Annotated in this window: 1 protein-coding gene; it reads left to right on the top strand. The window is 43.0% G+C overall.

Going from position 1 to position 228, the window contains the following annotated elements; all coding sequences use genetic code 11:
- Positions 1-94 precede the first annotated feature (94 nt).
- A partial coding sequence (locus SB749_RS21230; protein ID WP_410712063.1) for a DinB family protein occupies positions 95-228 on the top strand: 134 nt, incomplete at its 3' end.

Below are 228 nucleotides of genomic sequence, written 5' to 3'. Positions count from 1 at the left end.
AAATTCGTCGGTTAGTAAAAGCGGGCTCGTTTGGGTTACTGAAAAATAAACCTAAGGAGAAACTCCTGTGTTACAAAACAGTTATGTTTGTCTGATGGCCGAATATAACCAATGGATGAATCTCAAACTCTATGACGCATGCTCTCAGTTATCTGACGAGCAACTCAGCGAGGAGCGGGGGGCATTTTTTGGCTCTATAATAGGCACACTGAATCATCTGTCAGTTGC

Origin of the sequence: Brevibacterium sp. SIMBA_078 (assembly GCF_046534565.1) — a bacterium.
Taxonomy (GTDB): Bacteria; Actinomycetota; Actinomycetes; order Actinomycetales; family Brevibacteriaceae; genus Brevibacterium.
This window is presented reverse-complemented; position numbering and strand designations above follow the sequence as displayed.